The sequence below is a fragment of the Actinomycetospora lemnae genome (assembly GCF_028737315.1).
GTDB classification, from domain to species: Bacteria; Actinomycetota; Actinomycetes; order Mycobacteriales; family Pseudonocardiaceae; genus Actinomycetospora; species Actinomycetospora lemnae.
In genome coordinates, this window is the sequence record NZ_JAQZAO010000009.1 from 252951 (window position 1) to 267062 (window position 14112).

14 protein-coding genes are annotated in these 14112 nt (G+C 74.7%); 5 read left to right on the forward strand and 9 right to left on the reverse strand.

What is annotated here, in order from left to right; genetic code table 11:
* Positions 1-42: 42 nt before the first annotated feature.
* Positions 43-492, forward strand: coding sequence for a MarR family winged helix-turn-helix transcriptional regulator (locus tag PGB27_RS21245; RefSeq protein WP_274202395.1), 450 nt, complete (start codon positions 43-45; stop codon positions 490-492).
* 45 nt (positions 493-537) lie between these two features.
* On the opposite strand, the gene PGB27_RS21250 is transcribed toward PGB27_RS21245, so the two are convergent.
* A complete protein-coding gene (locus PGB27_RS21250; protein WP_274202396.1) occupies positions 538-1338 on the reverse strand; it encodes a siderophore-interacting protein in 801 nt (266 codons plus the stop codon).
* Positions 1339-1425: 87 nt separating this feature from the next.
* Between PGB27_RS21250 and PGB27_RS21255 the strand changes: the two genes are divergently transcribed.
* Positions 1426-3324 (forward strand): glycoside hydrolase family 15 protein, encoded by a 1899-nt coding sequence (locus PGB27_RS21255; protein ID WP_274202397.1) that lies wholly within the window; start codon positions 1426-1428, stop codon positions 3322-3324.
* Here PGB27_RS21255 and PGB27_RS21260 read toward each other — a convergent pair whose 3' ends face one another.
* Entirely contained in the window at positions 3325-3885 is a 561-nt protein-coding gene (locus tag PGB27_RS21260; RefSeq protein WP_274202398.1) for a dihydrofolate reductase family protein, read from the reverse strand.
* A 70-nt stretch (positions 3886-3955) separates the two neighbouring features.
* Between PGB27_RS21260 and PGB27_RS21265 the strand changes: the two genes are divergently transcribed.
* Genes PGB27_RS21265 through PGB27_RS21275 form a run of 3 tightly spaced genes read left to right on the forward strand, consistent with a single transcriptional unit; the run spans position 3956 to position 8076 of the window.
* Positions 3956-5317, forward strand: a complete 1362-nt coding sequence (locus PGB27_RS21265; protein ID WP_274202399.1) for an FAD-binding oxidoreductase — start codon at positions 3956-3958, stop codon at positions 5315-5317.
* 24 nt (positions 5318-5341) lie between these two features.
* A complete protein-coding gene (locus PGB27_RS21270) occupies positions 5342-6325 on the forward strand; it encodes an ERCC4 domain-containing protein (RefSeq protein WP_274202400.1) in 984 nt (327 codons plus the stop codon).
* 50 nt (positions 6326-6375) lie between these two features.
* A complete protein-coding gene (locus PGB27_RS21275; protein WP_274202401.1) occupies positions 6376-8076 on the forward strand; it encodes a flavin-containing monooxygenase in 1701 nt (566 codons plus the stop codon).
* Here the strand turns inward: PGB27_RS21275 and PGB27_RS21280 are convergent.
* The 7 genes from PGB27_RS21280 to PGB27_RS21310 form a co-directional block, all read right to left on the reverse strand.
* Entirely contained in the window at positions 7989-8612 is a 624-nt protein-coding gene (locus tag PGB27_RS21280) for a nucleoside/nucleotide kinase family protein (protein ID WP_274202402.1), read from the reverse strand. The two genes, PGB27_RS21275 and PGB27_RS21280, sit on opposite strands and share 88 nt — an antisense overlap.
* A gap of 21 nt (positions 8613-8633) precedes the next feature.
* The gene (locus tag PGB27_RS21285; RefSeq protein WP_274202403.1) at positions 8634-9974 is read right to left on the reverse strand and encodes an MFS transporter; all 1341 of its coding nucleotides are present in this window, start codon (positions 9972-9974) and stop codon (positions 8634-8636) included.
* Between the two features lie 68 nt (positions 9975-10042).
* On the reverse strand, positions 10043-10582 hold the full coding sequence (locus PGB27_RS21290; protein ID WP_274202404.1) for a hypothetical protein: 540 nt from the start codon (positions 10580-10582) through the stop codon (positions 10043-10045).
* A gap of 26 nt (positions 10583-10608) precedes the next feature.
* Positions 10609-11160: a hypothetical protein gene (locus PGB27_RS21295; protein ID WP_274202405.1), complete on the reverse strand. Its 552-nt coding sequence runs from the start codon at positions 11158-11160 to the stop codon at positions 10609-10611.
* A gap of 195 nt (positions 11161-11355) precedes the next feature.
* Complete coding sequence (locus PGB27_RS21300; protein WP_274202406.1) at positions 11356-13008, reverse strand: acyl--CoA ligase family protein; 1653 nt, start codon at positions 13006-13008, stop codon at positions 11356-11358.
* 7 nt (positions 13009-13015) lie between these two features.
* The gene (locus tag PGB27_RS21305) at positions 13016-13489 is read right to left on the reverse strand and encodes a rhodanese-like domain-containing protein (RefSeq protein ID WP_332843851.1); all 474 of its coding nucleotides are present in this window, start codon (positions 13487-13489) and stop codon (positions 13016-13018) included.
* Positions 13486-14112 (reverse strand): cysteine dioxygenase (locus tag PGB27_RS21310; protein ID WP_274202407.1); only part of this gene is annotated, 627 nt, incomplete at its 5' end. The genes PGB27_RS21305 and PGB27_RS21310, both read right to left, overlap by 4 nt.

Genomic DNA, 14112 nt, shown 5'->3' on the forward strand with positions numbered 1-14112 from the left:
CCCAAGGTGTCACATTGCGGTCGATATGACAACATGGGTGTCATGACTGCACCCGAGGAGCCCGGTGCCCGCCTGGCCGCGGTGTTCGACGTCCTCGGGCCGCTCTACCGCCGCGGCGTCCGGGCGGTCGAGCAGGAGGGCGGGATGCCGGTCGGCGTGCGCGCGGTCCTCGACGCCCTCGCGGGCTGCGGGCCGACGACGGTGCCGGCGCTGGGGCGGACGCTGGCGCTGTCCCGGCAGTTCGTGCAGCGCTCGGTCGACGACGCCGCCGCGCGCGGGTGGGTCCGCACGCGCGAGAACCCGGCGCACCGGCGGTCGGTGCTCGTGGAGCTCACGGCCACCGGGGAGCAGGTGCTGGCCGATGTCCGCGACACCGAGCGCCGGGAGCTGGGGGCCCTGGAGACCGACCTCGACCTCGACCCGGGCGACCTCGACGCCTGCCTGCGGGTCCTGCGGGCCCTGAGCACGCGCCTGCTCGACCACCCCTCGTGAGCACTTTCCACGGCTATAGCCGTGGAAAGTGCTCACATGGGCCGGTCAGCCCAGCCCCGTCCCCGCCACGCCGCGGCGCCAGTAGCCGTCGAGGTCCACGGCGGCGGTGGGGAGCAGCGCGCGCAGGCGCCGGCGCACCGGGCGCAGCGCACCCGCCTCGGCGCCCATCCACGCGAACCCCTCCCCCGCCGGCGGGGTGAACGCCGCGACGGCGTCGTCGAGCAGGGTCGTCGTGCCCGGCGCGGCGCCGTCGCGGTGGCGCCGGTCGACCGTCACGTGGGCGGGCAGCTCCCCGAGGTAGGCCTCCTCGGCCGCGTCGGCGACCTCCACCACCACGTGCACCGGCACCGCGGGCAGCTGCGCGACCCAGCGCGCCAGCGCCGGCAGCGCGGTCTCGTCGCCGCCGAGCAGGTACCAGTCGCGGGCCTCCACCGACGCGCTCGACCGTGGCCCGTGCAGCCACAGCGCCCCGCGCGGGTCCTCGATCCACGCCCCGGCGAGCCCGCCGCCGTGGCGCACGACGTCGATCTCGACGACCCCGGCGTCCGGGTCGTGGGCACGCAGCGTGTACTCGCGGTACGGCCGTGGCACGCCGGCCGGCGGGACGACGAGCCCCCGCGCGTTCAGCGTCGGGGCGGGCGGCTCCTCCCCCGGCGCGGCCGGGAAGAAGACCTTGGCGTGGTCGGTCGGGCCGGTGACGGGCAGGTCGTGCAGGTCGCCGGCCAGGCGCACGCGGCGCATCCGCGGGGTCAGGTCGACGACGTCGACGACCTCGACCCGCCGCGGGCGCACGAGGGCGGCCGGGTGCTCGACGTGCGAGACGATCGGGGCGTCGCGGACCACCATGGGCGTCCACGCTAACGGGCGGGCCCGTCACGCTGGTGGGCGCCGCCAGCAGCGGGATCATCGCTCGGTCCGTCACACTCCCGTGGTGTGAGCGCGCACCCCGTGACGCCCCCGCACCCGCTCGACCTGGGGCGCAGCCCGTTCCCGCCCATCGCCGACTACGGGTTCCTCTCCGACTGCGAGACGACCGCGCTCGTCGCGCCGGGCGGCGCGGTGGAGTGGCTGTGCCTGCCCCGGATGGACTCGCCGAGCGTCTTCGGCGCCGTCCTCGACCGCGACGCCGGCACCTTCCGCCTCGCGCCCGACGGGGTCGAGGTGCCCGCCGCCCGGCGCTACGTGCCCGGGACGATGGTGCTGGAGACGACCTGGTGCACCCGCACCGGCTGGCTGCAGGTGCTCGACGTCCTGCTCATCGGGCCCTGGCACCACGAGACCGAGCGCTCGCACAGCCACCGCCGCGCCCCCACCGACTACGACGCCGACCACGTCCTACTGCGCCTGGCGCGCTGCGTGTCCGGGCAGGTCCAGCTGCGCATGGACTGCGCGCCGGTGTTCGACTACGGCCGCGCCGCCGCGACCTGGACCTATCCCGGCGACGACTACCGGTCGGCGCGCACCACGGGCCCCGACGGCACCACGCTGACCCTGACCACCGACACCAACGTCGGCTTCGAGGCCGGCTCCGCGGTGTCGCGCACGCTGGTCAAGGAGGGCGAGTGGCGGTTCGCCGCCCTCTCGTGGAGCGAGCACGCGCCGCCCGCGACCGTCGACGACGCCCTGGAGCGCCTGACCTGGACCGAGCACCACTGGCGTCACTGGCTCGACCGCGGCGACTTCCCCGACCACCGCTGGCTGTCCTACGTGCAGCGCAGCGCGCTCACCCTCAAGGGCCTGACGTTCGCCCCGACCGGCGCGATCGCCGCGGCCGCGACGACCTCGCTGCCCGAGACGCCCGGCGGCGAGCGGAACTGGGACTACCGCTACTCCTGGATCCGCGACTCGGCGCTCGCGCTCTGGGCGCTCTACGCGCTGGGCTTCGACTGGGAGGCCAACGACTTCTTCGCGTTCGTCGCCGAGGCCGCGGAGTCCGCCGGCGGGCACCTGCAGATCATGTACGGCGTCGACGGCCGCGCGCGGCTCGACGAGGAGGTGCTCGGGCACCTCGACGGCTACGAGGGCGCGCGTCCCGTCCGGATCGGCAACGGCGCCTACCACCAGGCCCAGCACGACGTCTGGGGTGCGGCGGTCGGCGCGATCTACCAGTACGTCCGCAGCCGCGACCGTCTCGACGACCGGCTCTGGGGCATCGTCGTCACCCAGGTCGAGGCCGCGCTGGAGCACTGGCGCGACCCCGACCGCGGGCCGTGGGAGGTCCGCGGCGAGCCGCAGCACTTCACGACGTCGAAGGTGACGTGCTGGCTCGCGGCCGACCGCGGCGCCCGGCTGGCCGCGCTGCGCGGGGACGACAAGCGCCGCGACCGCTGGATCGGGGCGGCCGAGGAGATCCGCGAGGACGTGCTGGCGCGCGCCGTCGACGGGCGCGGCGTGCTCTGCCAGCACTACGGCACCGACGCCCTCGACGCGTCGCTGCTGCTCGTGCCGATCGTCGGCTTCCTCGCTCCTGACGACCCCCGCTGCCGCGCGACCGTGCTCGCCATCGCCGACGAGCTCTCCAGCGACGACCTCGTCCTGCGCTACCGCGTCGAGGCCACCGACGACGGCCTGCAGGGCGAGGAGGGCACGTTCACGATCTGCTCGTTCGCGCTGGTCTCGGCGCTGGCGACGATCGGCGAGCTCGACCGGGCGCGCTCGCTGTGCGAGAAGCTGCTCTCCTACGCCTCGTCGCTGCAGCTCTACGCCGAGGAGATCGACCCGCACACCGGGCGGCACCTGGGCAACTTCCCGCAGGCGTTCACCCACCTCGGGCTGATCCAGGCCGTCATGCGGATCGTGCGCGCGGAGGAGAAGGCGGCGCGCTGGCGGTAGTCAGGCCTGCACGCGGTAGCGCAGGTGCACGGCGCCCTTCGCGAACCGCCGCTCGTCGGCCAGCTCGAGGAGCAGGCGCAGGCCCGGGGGCAGGAACGGCTTGCCCCCGCCGACGACGACCGGCAGGACGATCGGACCGACCTCGTCGACCAGCCCCGCCCGCAGGGCCGCGGCGGCGAGCTCCGGGCCGTCGACGGTGAGGTCGCCGTCGTGCCCCTTGAGCTCCCGCACGGCGGCGGGGTCGAACTCGCGCACGAGACGGGTGCGCTCGCTGGACACGGTCTCGAGCGTGCGCGAGTAGACGATCTTGTCGGCCGCCTGCCATGTCTTCGCGAACTCGACGACGAACGGCGGCGCGTCCGGGAGGTCGTGCGCGGTCTCCCAGAACACCATCGTCTCGTACATGCGCCGCCCGTAGAGGTACGTCCGCACGGACCGGGTGATCTCCTCGGCGTAGCGGTGCAGCTCCTCGTCCTCGGGCACGCCCCACCCGAAGTCGCCCTGCTCGTCCTCGACGTAGCCGTCGAGCGTGGTCATCATCGAATAGATCAGCCGCCCCACCGCCGCACCTCCACACTGATTGCATTCCACAACTGGTCCGTGAGCGTAGCGGGCGTGCTAGGACTCGGGAATGGTCGAAGAGCTCGTCGCGGCCGTCGGTGCCGCGCACGTCGTGGCGGGCGACGACCCGTCGGTCGCGGACCTCTGCGCCGACGAGGCGCTGGGCGTGCCCGCGGGCAAGCCGGCGTGGGTGGTGTGGCCCGCCGACCGGGACGAGGTGGCGGCCGTCGTGCGCGCCGCGCGGGCCGCGGGGATGTCGGTGACGGCGCGCGGGGCGGGCACCGGGCTCTCGGGCGCGGCCACGCCCGACGACGGCGCCGTGCTCGTGTCGTTCGCGCGGATGGACCGGGTCCTCGAGGTCGACCCGGTCGAGGCCGTCGCCGTCGTCCAGCCCGGCGTCCCCCTCACCGTCCTCGACGCCGCCGCGCGCGAGCACGGCCTGACCTACCCCGTGCACCCGGGTGAGCAGTCGGCGTCGCTGGGCGGCACGGTCGCCACCAACGCCGGCGGCATGCGCGCCGTGCGCTACGGCGTGACGCGGTCGCACGTGCTCGGGCTGGAGGCGGTGCTCGCCGACGGGTCGGTCGTGCGCACCGGCGGGCGGCTCGCGAAGATCTCCTCGGGCTACGACCTCACCCAGCTGCTCGTCGGCTCGGAAGGCACGCTCGCGCTGGTCACCGAGGTGATCGTCCGCCTGCACCCCCACCTGCCGGCGCGGCGCACGGTGCTCGCGCCGTTCCCGTCCGCCGACGCCGTGACCGCCGCCGTCGGGCGCGTCCTCGCCGCCGGCCTCGCGCCGACGATCTGCGAGTACCTCGACGGCCCGACGATGCGCGCGGTCTGCGCCGCCGCCGACCTCTCCCTCGGCCTGCCCGAGGACCTCGTCGACGCCGACCACCTGCTCGTCGAGCTGGCCGGACGGCGCCAGGAACGGGTGGACGAGGACGCCGAGGAGCTCGCCGACGTCCTGGGCACGCTCGGCGCCGCGGACGTGTTCGACCTGCCCGCGGGCTCGGCGCGCCGGCTCGTCGAGGCGCGGGAGGGCGCGTTCTGGGCGGTGAAGGCCGCGGGCGCCGACGAGATCGTCGACCTCGTCGTGCCCCGCTCGGCCATGGCCGCGTTCCTCGCGCGGGCCCGGGCGGCCGGCGACGCGCACGGCGCGCGGGTGCTGGGCTGCGGGCACGCCGGCGACGGCAACGTGCACCTCGCGGTGTTCCAGCCCGACCCGGAGCGGCTCGGGGCGACGCTGCACGACGTCTTCGCCGCCGGCATCGCGCTGGGCGGCGCGGTGTCGGGCGAGCACGGCGTCGGGCGGGCGAAGGCCCACGCGCTCGAGACCTTCGGCGACCCCGCCGCGCTCGAGGCCGTCCGTCGGATCCGGGCGGCGCTCGACCCCGAGGGTGTGCTCAACCCGGGCTGCGCGGTGCGGTGACCCGACGGCGCTAGGGTCCGGGACGTGGCGGAGCTCGTCATCGCCCGCAACCCCGACCCGGACTCGTCGCTGCGCTACCTGCTGTGGCTCCCGGTCGGCGAGGGCCTGCTGTTCCGCACCTCGGACACGTGGCCGCGCACCAAGGCCCTGTACTGCCACCCGGCCGACCTCGGCGAGTGGCCGGCCGGGGACGACCTCGACGTCGTGGAGCGCGTCGCGCTCCGGTCATGCGCACGTCGCGGCGCCGCCATCGACGTGGTGGTCGACCGGGGCCGCGAGAACCGCTCGCAGATCGTCTACACCCGGGGACGCGGGCGGGACATGGTGTTCTGGCAGTCGCCGCGGACGCGCAAGCAGGCGCGGCCGCAGGTCCGGACGCCGACGGCGCGGGCACCCGGCGTCGACGAGCTCGAGATCGTCGTCGACGCCCACGAGCGCTACCCCTACCGCTTCGCGTCCCAGCAGACCCGGACGGCGCGGCGCGCCCTGCCCGCCGGGGACTACGGCGTCCTCCTCGACGACACGCTGGTCGCCTCGGTGGAGCGCAAGTCGCTGCCCGACCTCGTCTCGAGCATCGCGAACGGCCGGTTGCGGTTCGCGCTCGGGGAGCTCGCGGCGCTCCCCCGCGCGGCGGTGGTCGTGGAGGACCGCTGGTCGCAGGTCTTCGCGCAGCGCCACGTCCGGCCGGCCCGGGTGGCCGACTCGCTGGCCGAGCTGCAGGTGCGGTGGCCCGGCGTGCCCATCGTCTTCGCCGAGACCCGCCCGCTCGCCGAGGAGTGGACCTACCGCTTCCTCGCAGCGGCGCTGGCCTGGGCGCACGACGAGCAGGCCATCGGGCTCCGGATGGCGGGCGCGGCGTCCGAGCTCGCGGCCGGCGACGCGCCGCAGCCCTCGACCGCGCAGGTGCGGGCCTGGGCCCGCTCGGCCGGGATCGACGTGCCGGACCGCGGACGGCTCCGCCCGGACGTCTGGGCACGCTTTCGGGAGGCCCACGCGAGCACGGAGTGACGCGCTCCGTGCGGTTGTACCGCGGACGGTGACCGCCGACACTCGTGAGCGTGGCCGACGATCCCGTCCTCCGCGATCACGAGGTCCTCGTCGTCGGGGCCGGCTTCGCCGGCCTCTACGCGATCCACCGCCTGCGCGAGCGGGGCTTCGCCGTGCGCGGACTCGAGGCCGCCGACGGTGTGGGCGGCACCTGGTACTGGAACCGGTACCCGGGCGCGCGGTGCGACTCCGAGAGCTACTACTACTGCTACTCGTTCTCCCGCGAGCTCGAGCAGGAGTGGGACTGGACCGAGCGCTACCCCGGCCAGGCCGAGATCCTCTCCTACCTCGAGCACGTGGCCGACCGCTTCGACCTGCGCCGCGACATCTCCTTCTCGACGCGCGTCGTCGGCGCCCACCGCGACGAGGCCGCCGACCGCTGGGTCGTCGAGACCGACCGCGGCACCTGGACCTGCCGGTGGCTCGTCACCGCCGTCGGCTGCCTGTCGTCGGCGAACGTCCCCGACATCCCAGGGCTGGAGTCCTTCGCCGGCGAGTGGCACCACACCGGACAGTGGCCGCACGAGGGCGTCGACGTCGCCGCCCGGCGGGTCGGGGTCGTCGGCACCGGGTCCACCGGGATCCAGGCCATCCCGGTGCTCGCCGCGGCGGCCGGGCACCTGACGGTGTTCCAGCGCACGGCGAACTACAGCATCCCGGCCCGCAACGCCCCGCTCTCGGCGGCCGAGGCGGCGGGCTACAAGGACGACTACGCCGCGATCCGCGAGCTCCAGCAGGCCTCCACCAACGGCCACCCGTTCGTCGTGAGCGACGTCGACGTCCTCGCCCTGCCCGAGCGCGAGCGCCGCGCCCTGTTCGAGCGGGCGTGGGAGCGCGGCGGGCTGCGGTTCCGCGCGGCGGTGCGCGACGTGCTCACCGACCCGGCGGTCAACGAGACGGCGTCGGAGTTCATCCGCTCGAAGATCCGCGAGACGGTCGACGACGCGGCCACCGCCGAGGCCCTCAGCCCGCGCGACCACCCGTTCGCCACCAAGCGCCCGCCGATCGACACCGACTACTTCGCGACCTACAACCGGGAGGACGTGTCGCTGGTCGACGTGCGCGCCGACCCGATCGCGGCGATCACGCCGGACGGGGTGCGCCTGGCCTCGGGCGCGGAGCACCCGCTCGACGTGCTGGTGTTCGCCACCGGGTTCGACGCCCTGTCCGGCCCGCTGCTGCGCCTCGGCCTGCGGGGCACCGGCGGCGTGGCGCTCACCGACGCCTGGGCCGAGGGCGCGGCGACCTACCTGGGGCTGGGCGTCGCGGGCTTCCCGAACCTGTTCACGATCACCGGGCCCGGCAGCCCGTCGGTGCTGACGAACATGCCGACCTCCATCGAGCAGCACGTCGACTGGATCGCCGACCTCCTCGGGCACCTGCGCGCCCACGACCTCGACGCCGAGCCGACCCCCGAGGCGCAGGCGCGCTGGGCCGAGCACGTCCGCGAGGCCGCCGACGCGACGCTGCTGCCGCAGGCCGCGAGCTCCTGGTACCTCGGCGCGAACGTGCCGGGCAAGCCGCGCGTGTTCCTGCCCTACGCCGGCGGGTTCGCCCGCTACCGCGCGATGTGCGACGCCGAGGCGCAGGCCGGCTACCCGGGCTTCGCGCTGCGGGCGCAGGATCAGGCGGTCTGGAGGGCCGGGCGGTCGGGGTGGTCGGCGCGGACGACGAGGTCGGCGACGGCGACCGGGTCGACCTCGTCGTCGTAGCGCGCGTAGGCGGGCAGGGTCCAGGCCTCGTCGGCGGGGGTGCGGCGCTGCAGCACCGTCGCCGACAGGGCCAGGTGCACGCTGAGCTCGGCGGGCAGGCCCCGGCCGAGCAGCAGCGGCCCGTCGACCACCACCACGCCCGCCGGGGGCAGCGCCACCCGCGACGCGCGCGCGGCCCGGTCGACGGCGACGTCCCACAGCCGCGGCAGGACCTCGCCGCGCCCGCCGGGCCCGAGGGGCGCGAGCACCTCGCGGATCAGGGCGCCCTCGTCGAGCCAGTCGTCGTAGAACGCGTCCGGGTCGGTGCGCCCGCGCTCGAGACGCACCGACGCCGGGCGCAGGAAGTCCCACGCCGACACCCGCACCACCGGCCGCGAGCGCACCCGCAACGGGTCGACCAGCGCGTCGGCCAGCACCTCCGGGCGCGCCGGCGGGGCACCGTCGACGAGCACCCGGACGTGCCCCGGCCCGGCGCGCTCGATCGCGGCGACGAGCTCGTCGGCGAGGGCGGCGGGGGTCAGCGGGCGGATGGGCATCGCCCTCCAGGATGCCGCGCGCTACGCCCGCGCGGCTCCCCGGGCCGCGCCCTGGCCGGCGTCGTCCTCCGACGCGTCGTCCGCCTCGTCGAGCGCCGGATCGCGCGGGTGCATCGTCAGCAACGCCGCCAGCGACACCACGGCACAGATGATGATGTAGATCGAGATCCAGGTGCTCGACCCCGTCCCCGCCAGGATCGCCGTGGCGATCAGCGGCGCCGGCCCACCCGCGGTGATGGAGGCCAGCTGGTAGCCCAGCCCGGCACCGGTGTAGCGGATGCCGGTGCCGAAGCTCTCGGAGATCAACGCCGCCTGCGGCCCGTACATCATGTCGTGGAACACCAGGCCGAGGATCATCCCGAGCAGCACCAGCCCACCGACACGCGTGTCCAGCAGCCAGAAGTACGGGAACGCGTAGAGCCCGGTCAGCACCACGCCCGCGCCGTAGACCAGCCGCCGGCCGACCCGGTCGGAGAGCCAACCGAAGAACGGCACGCTGACGATGCCGATGCACGCGGCGACGATGAGGTAGAGCAGCAGGTCGCCGCGCGCGAGCTCGAGCTGCTGGGTGCCGTACACCAGCACGAACGAGGTGAACAGGTAGAACGGTGCCTGCTCGGCGGTCCGGACGAGCAGGGCCTTGAGCACGTCGCGCCACTGGGTGCGCAGCGTCTCGGCCAGCGGCAGCTTCGTGACCTTCCCCGACGACTTGACCTGCGCGAACGCGGGGGACTCGAGGACGGTGAGCCGGATCCACAGCCCGACGCCGATGAGGACGATGCTGGCGATGAACGGCACCCGCCAGCCCCACTCGAGGAACTCCGGGCCGGAGAAGAAGTAGACGACGGCCGTGCCGCTCGCCAGCCCGATCGGCACCCCCGCCTGCGGCCACGCGGCCATGAGGCCGCGCTGGCGGCGGTGGCCCCACTCCATGGCCATGAGCACCGCGCCGCCCCACTCGCCGCCGACACCGATGCCCTGCAGGACCCGCAGCAGCGTCAGGAGGATCGGTGCGGCCAGCCCGATGGTCTCGTAGGTGGGCAGACACCCGATGAGCACCGTCGCGCCACCCATGATCAGCAACGTCGCCACCAGGCTCTGCTTGCGCCCGATGCGGTCGCCGTAGTGCCCGAAGATCGCCGCGCCGATCGGCCGCGCCGCGAACCCCACGAACTGGGTCGAGAACGCCAGCAGGACGCCACCGACCTCGTCGTTGGCGAAGAACAGCGGCCCGAACACCAGCGCGGCCGCGGTGTTGTAGAGGAAGAAGTCGTACCACTCGATGGTGGTGCCGACCGTGCTCGCGACCACCGCCTTGCGTTTGAGCGTCCTGCGGTCCACTCCGGCGGGAAGGGTGCTCATGGCCGCCTATGGTCGCGATCACACCCACATGAGGCAATACCTCACGTGCACCACACCTGCTGGCCCGTTCAGATCACGGAGAAGCGATCGGTCAGCTGCTCTCCGTCATCCCGCGAGACGAGGCAGCTGACCTGGCGCCCGCCCGACACCGGCCCCGTGGACTGCGGGTCGGCGAACGCCGCGCGGCTCGGCACGACGGCCGTCATGCGCAGGTCGTCGCGGTCGACGCCGCCGGCGCTGGGCACCAGGAGGTCCGAGTCGACGTAGAGCGCGCAGTACGCGCGCCCGAACGCCGCGAGCTCGGCCTCGCCGGGGTAGGACACCGGGCGGCCCTCGCCGATCGGCGCGACCGTCGCGACCACCTCGACGTCGTGCGGGTTGCCGCACTGCTCGTCGGCGGCCGGGCCGAACCCGTCGCCGGAGGCGACCTGCCCGCGCGCGCACTGCCCCTCGAACAGCGTGAACGCCCGGAGGTCGCCGTCCGGCCCGAACGTCAGGACGTCCGGCTCGGCGGTGAAGGGGCGCCAGCCGGCCATCAGGGCCCCGGCCAGCAGCACCACGAGGACGGCCGCCACGGCCCCGGCGGCCACCACCACGCGGCGCGGCACGGCCGGGCGCGCCGTCCCCCCGGCGCTCAGTGCTCCTGCTCCACGCGCAGCGCCTGCTCCTCCACGGTGCCCGGCTCGTTGTCGATGGCCGCGACCTCACCGATCGCGTCGTCGCTCGGCAGGCCCGTCGGCTCCACGCCGTCGACGGCGGACGAGACGCCGAGCTCGACCTCGTGCCGCTCGTCGGCGAGCACCTCGCCGGCGGTGGCCCCGTCGGCCCCGTCGGCGTCGAGCACGACACCGCCCCCGACGCCGTCGACCGCGTTCGCCGGGTCGTCGACGGACTCGTCGAGCTCGTCGATCGGCGTGGCCGCGAGCGGACGGTCCGGCGGCTGCTCGACCGTCGGCTCGGGCTCCTCCTGCGGCAGGCGGTAGTCGATGCTCGGTGAGGTCTCCTCCCACTCCTGGGTGCCGCCCAGGCGCACGTCACGGCTGTACCCCTCGGGCGCGTCCATGCCGTCCTCGAGCGGGTCCGCGCCCATGCGGTCCTCGTCCATGACCACGGCCGGCTCGGTGTCCAGCGCCGTCATGTCGTTGTCCAGGACGGCCTCGCCCCGTTCGACCGACTCCTCGCTCACGCGTCCTCGCTCCTCGGGTGTGAAGACCGGCGGACATCCTCCGCCGTGCCGGTGCCCTTCCCGTCACCGGCCCCCGCCATGCCCGGAGCGCGCTGGGTGACGCCGGGTCCGCGGCGAACGGCGGTGGCCGACGTACCGGTGATCGAAGTACCGATACGGACACTGGGTGTCAGCGACGGCACTTCGCTGACACGCTCAGCCGCGGATGCGCGTCTCGCTGTCGCCCCACTCCTTGGCGCGGAGCTCGAACTTCTGGATCTTCCCGGTCGAGGTCTTGGGCAGCTCGGCGACGAGCTCGACGTCCCGCGGCGCCTTGTACCGGGCGATGACGCCCTTGACGTGCTCGACGATGTCGTCGGGCTCCGCGGACTCGCCCTGGCGCAGGACGACGAACGCCTTGGGGCGCTCGCCGAAGCGGTCGTCGGGCACGCCGACCACGGCGGCCTCGAGCACCGCCGGGTGCGAGAGCACGGCCTGCTCGACCTCGACGGTGGAGATGTTCTCGCCGCCGGAGATGACGACGTCCTTGGCCCGGTCGCGCAGCTCGACGTAGCCGTCGGGGTGCATGACGCCGAGGTCGCCGGAGTGGTACCAGCCGCCGGCGAACGCCTTCGCGGTCGCGTCGGGGTCCCGGTAGTAGCCCGACATGACGTTGTTGCCGCGCATGACGATCTCGCCCATGGTCGTCGCGTCGGCGGGGACGTCGACGAGCTCGACCGACGCCCAGTCGGTGACGTCGTCGGGGAGGACCTCGACCACCCGCAGCGGCTCGGTCTGCAGCATCCCGACGCCCTGGCGCGCCTGCAGCTTCGCCCGCGCGTGCTCCTCGAGCCCGCGCCACTCCTCCTGCCACTGGCACACCGAGTAGGGCCCGTAGGTCTCGGTGAGCCCGTAGACGTGGACGATCCGGAAGCCCATCTCCTCCATCTCGAGAATGGTGGTCGGGCTCGGCGGCGCGCCGGCGGTGGTGACCACCAGCGCGTAGTCCAGCGTCCGCGCCTCGGCCGCGTTCATGATCGTCGTGACGACGGTCGGGGCGCCGTTGAGGTGGGTGACGCGGTGCTCGCCGATGAGGCGCCAGATCGCGTCGCCGCGGACCTCGCGCAGGCAGACGTGGGTGCCGCCGATCGCCGTGATCGCCCACGGCGTGCACCAGCCGTTGCAGTGGAACATCGGCAGCGTCCAGAGGTAGACGCTCGACGGGTCGTGGTAGCTGTGCACGATCTCGCCGAACGAGTTCAGGTACGCGCCGCGGTGGTGGTACTGCACGCCCTTGGGGCGCCCGGTGGTGCCGCTGGTGTAGTTGATGCTGATCGTGGAGCGCTCGTCGTCGACCTCCCAGGGCAGGTCGTCGCCTCCCTCCCCGCGGGCGAGCAGGTCGTCCCAGGTCGGGCCCTCGACCGACGTGCCCGCGTCCGGGCCCTGCGGGTCGACGAGCGTGACGACCTCGCGCACCGTCTCCAGCGAGTCCGCGATCGGCTCGACGGTGCGGCGCAGGGCCGAGTCGACCACCAGCACGGTCGACCCGGAGTGGTCGAGGATGTAGCGCACCTCCTCGCTCGACAGGCGCGTGTTGACGGCGACGAGCACCGCACCCGCGAGCGGCACCCCGAAGTGGGCGACGAGCATCGCCGGCACGTTGGGCAGCAGGCACGCCACGCGGTCGCCGGGCCCGACGCCGCTCGCGCGCAGCCCGCGGGCGAGGCGCTGGGCCTGCGCGGCGAACTGCGCGTACGTCGTGCGCTCGGTGCCGTGGACGATGGCGACCTTGTCCGGGTAGACGTCGGCGGAGCGGCGCAGGAACGCCAGCGGCGTGAGCGGGGTGATCCAGGTCTCGGGCGCGGTCACGCCCGGATCATCGCCCCTCACCGTGTGACGGGCCAGAGCGACGTGCGTAGTCGGGACGTTCGTCCGATCCCGGTGCGGTGGGGAGCCCCGCCGCGGACCAGGCGCGGAAGCCGCCGGCGACGTCGGTGGCGCGGTGCAGCCCGAGGTCCTGGAGGGCCGCCGCGGCGAGCGACGACGTGTAGCCCTCGGAGCACAGCACGATCCACTGCTGGTCGTGGTCGGTGACCTCGGCGATCCGCGCCTCCGAGGTCGGGTCGAGGCGCCACTCCAGGTGGTTGCGCTCGATGACGAGCGCGCCGGGCACCGTGCCCTCGTCGAGGCGCTGCCAGCCGGGCCGGATGTCGACCAGCCGTGCGCCGTCCGCCACCGCAGCCGCGGCCTCGTCCGGCGCGAGGCGGTGCAGGCGGGCCCGGGCGGCGGCGAGGAGGTCGTCGACACCGGACGCGGAGCGCAGCGGAGCCGGACCGTCGGTCCCGCTCACTCCGGCCACTCTCCCGGGGCGACCAGCTCCGAGCGCGTGCGGCGCAGGACGCCGCCCTCGACCGCGTAGTACGACATCGCCGACAGCGGCGGCGAGTACGCGTGGACGCTGACGGCGGTCTCCAGGGCACGGTTGCTGACGTCGTGCACGTGGCCGAGGCCGAACGCGACGCTGCGGCCCGGGTCGACGACGCGGCGGCGCAGCCCGGGCCCGCGGGCGGCGATCTCCTCGGCCGCGCAGGTGCCGTCGTCCTCGCTGCCGGGCGTCCAGCGCCACTCGGTCAGGGCGCCGCGCACGACGGTCAGCGCGCCGAGCGAGCCGCCGTGGTCGTGCAGCTCGGCGGCCTGTTCGGTGGCCCAGGAGATCAGCCAGACGTCGAGGTGCTCGTCGGCGTGCAGGCGCCGCGACCAGCGGCGGACGGGATCGACGGCGACGTCGTGGCGGCCGGCGTCGACCTCGTCGGCGACCTCCCGGGTGAGCGCGAGGAGGTCGGCGAGGCTCGCCGGGGTGGGGCCGTCCTGCCAGCGGCGGCGGTCGGGGCGCCGCGAGCGGGGGCGGGTGAAGGGGCCGGTGTCGGGACCGGCCGCGGCGGTGGCGGTCGCCGTGGCGGGCGTGGGGGCGGG

What these genes read in the sequence shown, in the direction of transcription:
- PGB27_RS21245 (WP_274202395.1), top strand. Translation starts at nt 43, where the DNA reads ATGACTGCACCCGAGGAGCCCGGTGCCCGCCTGGCCGCGGTGTTCGAC.
- PGB27_RS21250 (WP_274202396.1), bottom strand. Translation starts at nt 1,338, where the DNA reads ATGGTGGTCCGCGACGCCCCGATCGTCTCGCACGTCGAGCACCCGGCC.
- PGB27_RS21265 (WP_274202399.1), top strand. Translation starts at nt 3,956, where the DNA reads ATGGTCGAAGAGCTCGTCGCGGCCGTCGGTGCCGCGCACGTCGTGGCG.
- PGB27_RS21280 (WP_274202402.1), bottom strand. Translation starts at nt 8,612, where the DNA reads ATGCCCATCCGCCCGCTGACCCCCGCCGCCCTCGCCGACGAGCTCGTC.
- PGB27_RS21285 (WP_274202403.1), bottom strand. Translation starts at nt 9,974, where the DNA reads ATGAGCACCCTTCCCGCCGGAGTGGACCGCAGGACGCTCAAACGCAAG.